A 5,174-nucleotide genomic window follows, 5' to 3' on the forward strand; every position below is an offset into this window, starting at 1 on the left:
TTTGCTAGCTGCTTCATATTACCATTTTCCAAAAGGAACGGTGCATGTTGTAGCTGTTGACGCTACTAGAAATGGAGACACTATTCATATAGCTATGCTGTATGACGGACATTATTTTATCGGTGCTGATAATGGAATTTTTGGAGGTTTAACCAATAAAAAAAATCCTGAAAAAATAGTCCAAATTATTATTCACGACCGATTAATTGATGGTTCAAGCGATTTAGATGTTTTTGCAACGGTGGCTACTCATTTGGCAAAAGGAGGCGAAATGACAGTAATTGGTACTCCAATAACTGAAATTAAGAAAATGAATAGGTTAGTTCCTATTTTGGATCAAAATTTAAAATTTATTCGCGGACATATTATATACATTGATGATTTTGGTAATTGTGTGACTAATATTTCGAAAAATTATATTGAAGAAGTAGCTAAAGGAAGACAATATATTGTTCGTTTTTCTGTTTACACCATTAATAGAGTAAAGAACAATTATGCCGATTTTAAAAATAACAAATCAACCAATTTAAATGCGATGGCGGGAAATGAAATTGCACTTTTTAATCAAGATGGTTTTTTAGAAATTGCCGTTTACAGAAGCAATCCAAACCGCTCTGGATCGGCACACACTTTATTAGGTTTAAAAATGCAAGATGCTGTAATTGTGGAATTCAGTGAATAATTTTGGATTTACGATTTGGGATTTACGATTTGGGATTTACGATTTAAAAATCTAAAAATTATGTTGGTACGAATAGTGAAATTAACTTTTCAAGAAGATAAAATAGCAGCTTTTTTAAACAATTTTAATGAAGTTAAACATCAAATAAGAAGTTTTGAAGGCAATGAATTTTTAGAATTATATCAAGATAAACAAGATGCGCGCGTTTTTTTTACTTACAGTTATTGGAAAGATGAAAAAGCATTAGAAAAATACAGAAAATCGACTTTATTTAATGAAGTTTGGAGTCATACCAAAACACTTTTTGCCGAAAAACCAGTAGCGTGGAGCGTAGATAAATTAGATACTTTGGCATAAGGCATTAAAAACCACGAATTCACGAATTTTAAAATTCAAAAATTATATTTATTTGTATCGACTTAGTCGATCATTAATTCGAATAAAATTATAACAATCAAAGTAACATTCGAAAATTCGTGGCAAAAAACTGCTGTACAAATAGTCATATCTAAATTAAAGTTTCAAATTTCAAGTTTATAAATTACTTTTGTAAGCATTAAAACAAGTCTTAAATATGAAAGCAGTATTGCTACGTGAAATAAAATCTTTTTTTGGTTCGCCAATTGGGTATTTAGTAATTGCCATTTTTCTTTTGCTAAATGGATTATTTTTATGGGTTTTTGATGGAGATTTTAACATCTTAAATTCAGGATATGCTGATATGAGTCCATTTTTTAAATTGGCACCATGGATATTTATTTTCCTAATTCCAGCAGTGACTATGAAAAGTTTTTCAGATGAAAAAAAACAAGGCACATTAGAAATACTTTTTACTAAACCTTTAAGCCTCTGGGAAATAGTAAATGGTAAATTTTTGGGTGCATTTGTTTTAATTTTAATTGCCATAATACCTACATTTTTTTACGTATTTATAGTTTCTAACTTTACAGCAGCTCAAAATAGTTTTGATTATGGCAGTACCATTGGCTCCTATTTTGGATTGTTATTCTTAATTGCCGCTTACACTTCCATTGGAGTTTTTACCTCTACCCTTTCAGAAAATCAAATAGTAGCTTTTATTATTGCTGTTTTTTTATGCTTTTTCTTTTATTTTGGGTTTGATGGATTATCCAATTTATTTGGCAATTTCAGTGGATTTATTAAAAATCTAGGAATGGATTTTCACTTTAAAAGTATGAGTCGCGGCGTATTGGACACTCGAGATATTATTTATTTTATTAGTATCACCATTTTATTTTTAGCTGGAACTGTTTATCAACTTAAATCGCTTAAATGGTAATGAAAGACGTTCAAAAAAAAAGTTTAAAGAAATTAGGATTTTTAGCACTGGGTTTGTTTTTATTAAACTTTGCTAGTTATTATATTTACAAGCGTTTTGATGTTACGCAAGACAAAAGATATACCCTTTCTGAAACCACAAAAAAAATTATTGATGGTGTAGATTCGCCTATGTTAATTGATGTATTTTTAGAAGGTAATTTTCCAGCAGATTTCAAAAAGTTACAATCAGAAACACGTCAGTTATTAGAAGAATTCACCGCTTATAATTCAAACATTAGTTTTCAATTCGTAAATCCGATTGAAAAAGAAGGCGAGCGTGTTGAAGTCATGAAAAAATTCTTTGAAAAAGGATTAACGCCAATAAACGTAACTGTTGAAGAAAAAGGAAAACAAACTCAGGAAGTTGTTTTTCCGTGGGCAGTTGCAAATTATGGCGATAAAGGTGCAAAAGTGCAATTATTGAAAAATTTAATGGGGGCATCTACTGAAAAAAAAGTAGAAAGTTCAGTACAACACTTAGAATATGCTTTTGCAGAAGCCATTTACAAAATATCTAAAGAAAAACAACGTAAAATAGCGGTTATCAAAGGAAATGGCGAGTTAGATGATATTTATATTGCCGATTTTTTAAAAACCATTCGTGATAATTATTATATAGGACCTATAACTTTAGATTCTGTAGTATCGCAGCCAATAAAAACATTAAAAGCTTTAAATGTTTACGACTTGGCTATTATTGCAAAACCAAAAGAAAAATTTACAGAAGCCGAAAAACAAGTGTTAGACCAATTTATCATGAATGGCGGAAAAACACTTTGGTTGGTTGATGGAACTACTGCCGAAATGGAAAATCTGTACAATGAAACTGGTTCAACTTTAGTTAGCAACAACGATTTGAATTTAACTGATATGTTTTTCAAATATGGATTCCGAATTACTCCTCAAATGATTAAAGATGAATACGGAACACCATTAAAATTAGCTTCTGGAAAAGAAGGAAGTGAAAGTCAAATGGAAACCTATAACTGGAAAATGGCGCCATTTATTTACCCAGCTTCCAAAAAACACCCAATTGTTAAAAATACGGATGGTGTAAAATTCAATTTTTGCTCTCCAATAGAGTTATTAAATTCGAATATTAAAACTACCGTTTTACTTGAAAGTTCACCTTATTCTAAAGCAATTGGAACGCCAAGCGTGGTTTCTTTGGAAATGATTGCAGAAGAAACCAGTCCAAAAGAGTATACCAATGGTGGTTTAATTCCTGTAGCGGCTTTATTAGAAGGATCTTTTACTTCTATGTATAACAATCGTGTTTTGCCTTTTAAAGATTCTACATTTTTAAATAAAAGTGTTCCAACTAAAATGATTGTAATTTCTGATGGAGACGTGATTAAAAATCAATTAGATAAAGGCGTGCCAATTGAATTAGGTTTTGATAAATACACCGGACAATTTTTCGGAAATAAAGAATTTATCTTAAATAGTGTAAATTATCTTTTAGATGATAACGGACTTATTAACATTAGAAGTAAAGATGTAACCTTACCCGTGCTAGATAAACAAAGTGTGCATGACAACTACAATCAAACACAAATGCTAACTGTAGCGTTACCAATTGTTTTATTGGCGATTTTCGGATTTATATTTACGTATTTAAGAAAGAAAAAATATAGCTACTAGTTGTTAATAAGTATATTTTTAGATTTAATTGTAACCCATTATATTTGTAAAAGCAAAAAAAATTAAAAATGATGAATTTTATAGTATCCAGTTCGTATTTATTAAAACAATTACAAGTTTTAGGAAGTGTTATCAATAGTAACAACACGTTACCTATTCTTGACAATTTTTTATTTGAATTAGACAACAATCAATTACACGTTTCAGCTTCCGATTTAGAAACTACGATGTCAGCAAGTCTAGAAATTGAGTCAAACAGTAAGGGAAGTGTAGCTATTCCTGCGAAATTATTATTAGATATTTTAAAAACATTCCCTGAGCAACCTTTAACTTTTACAGTTGAAGAAAACAATACAGTTGAAATTAGTTCTAATTCGGGTAAATATGCTATTGCATATGCAGATGGCGAAGAATTTCCAAAAGCTGTAGCACTAGAAGATCCTTCAACCACAATAGTTCCTGCAGAAGTATTAGCCACAGCAATTGGGAAAACTATTTTTGCAACTGGTAATGATGATTTACGTCCAGTAATGAGTGGTGTGTTTTTCCAGTTTTCTACTGAAGGCTTAATTTTCGTAGCAACAGATGCACATAAATTAGTGAAATATGCTCGTGCAGATGTAAAAGCATCTCAGAGTGCAGAATTTATTATGCCAAAAAAACCTTTAACTATTTTAAAAGGAATTTTAGCCACTTCAGATGCAGAAGTTAAAGTAGCTTATAATGATTCTAACGCTACCTATTCATTTGAAAACTACATCTTAACTTGTCGTTTAATTGATGGGAAATATCCTAATTACGAAGCGGTTATTCCAAAAGAAAATCCAAATAAATTAATTTTAAGTCGTATTACTTTCTTAAACTCGGTTCGTCGTGTAGCGATTTTTGCTAATAAAACTACGCACCAAATTCGTTTGAAAATTGCAGGAACTGAATTAAATATTTCTGCAGAAGATATAGATTATTCAAACAAAGCAGATGAACGTTTAACTTGTGATTATCATGGTGACGATTTACAAATTGGTTTCAACTCTCGTTTTTTAACAGAAATGTTAAACAACTTAACAAGTGATGAAATTCAACTCGACATGTCATTACCAAACAGAGCCGGAATTCTTACTCCTATTGATGGATTAGACGAAGGAGAAACCGTTACTATGTTAGTTATGCCAGTAATGCTTAATAACTAAAACATACAACTAACCTAACTACTACTTAAAACCACAATTGCTTTTTTGCTTTTGTGGTTTTTTTATTTTAAAAACAAGTAATAATTTATACTAAAAAAACTATTCACTAATTACTAATTACTAATTACTAAAATTTTATCTTTGCCAAGAAATAAAATTTAAAAAATGATTCCACAAGAAACCATAGTTGCCTTAGCTACCCCATCTGGTGCGGGTGCTATTGCTATTATTCGATTATCAGGTAAAGATGCTATTACTTTAGCTGCCGAAGTATTTGAATCGGTTTCTGGTAAGAATATTGCGACTCAAAAAACACA

At 30.5% G+C, this 5,174-nt stretch carries 5 protein-coding genes and 1 pseudogene; all 6 read left to right on the forward strand.

The features are described from left to right. The coding region (locus ACIQ2I_RS07735) for an S-adenosyl-l-methionine hydroxide adenosyltransferase family protein (RefSeq protein WP_396181848.1) at window positions 1–682 on the forward strand (682 nt) is incomplete at its 5' end. 60 nt (window positions 683–742) lie between these two features. Continuing rightward, window positions 743–1,039, forward strand: coding sequence for a putative quinol monooxygenase (locus tag ACIQ2I_RS07740; RefSeq protein WP_396181849.1), 297 nt, complete (start codon window positions 743–745; stop codon window positions 1,037–1,039). A gap of 217 nt (window positions 1,040–1,256) precedes the next feature. Further along, window positions 1,257–1,982 (forward strand): gliding motility-associated ABC transporter permease subunit GldF, encoded by a 726-nt coding sequence (gene gldF, locus ACIQ2I_RS07745; RefSeq protein ID WP_396181850.1) that lies wholly within the window; start codon window positions 1,257–1,259, stop codon window positions 1,980–1,982. Continuing rightward, a complete protein-coding gene (gene gldG / locus ACIQ2I_RS07750) occupies window positions 1,982–3,667 on the forward strand; it encodes a gliding motility-associated ABC transporter substrate-binding protein GldG (RefSeq protein WP_396181851.1) in 1,686 nt (561 codons plus the stop codon). Before gldF ends, gldG begins: the two co-directional genes overlap by 1 nt. Before the next feature lie 71 nt (window positions 3,668–3,738). Beyond that, window positions 3,739–4,857, forward strand: a complete 1,119-nt coding sequence (gene dnaN, locus ACIQ2I_RS07755) for a DNA polymerase III subunit beta (RefSeq protein WP_396181852.1) — start codon at window positions 3,739–3,741, stop codon at window positions 4,855–4,857. Window positions 4,858–5,022: 165 nt separating this feature from the next. Continuing rightward, window positions 5,023–5,174 (forward strand): annotated as a pseudogene (locus ACIQ2I_RS07760) (tRNA uridine-5-carboxymethylaminomethyl(34) synthesis GTPase MnmE); the annotation flags it as partial.

Origin of the sequence: Flavobacterium sp., from assembly GCF_044368995.1 — a bacterium.
Taxonomy (GTDB): domain Bacteria; phylum Bacteroidota; class Bacteroidia; order Flavobacteriales; family Flavobacteriaceae; genus Flavobacterium.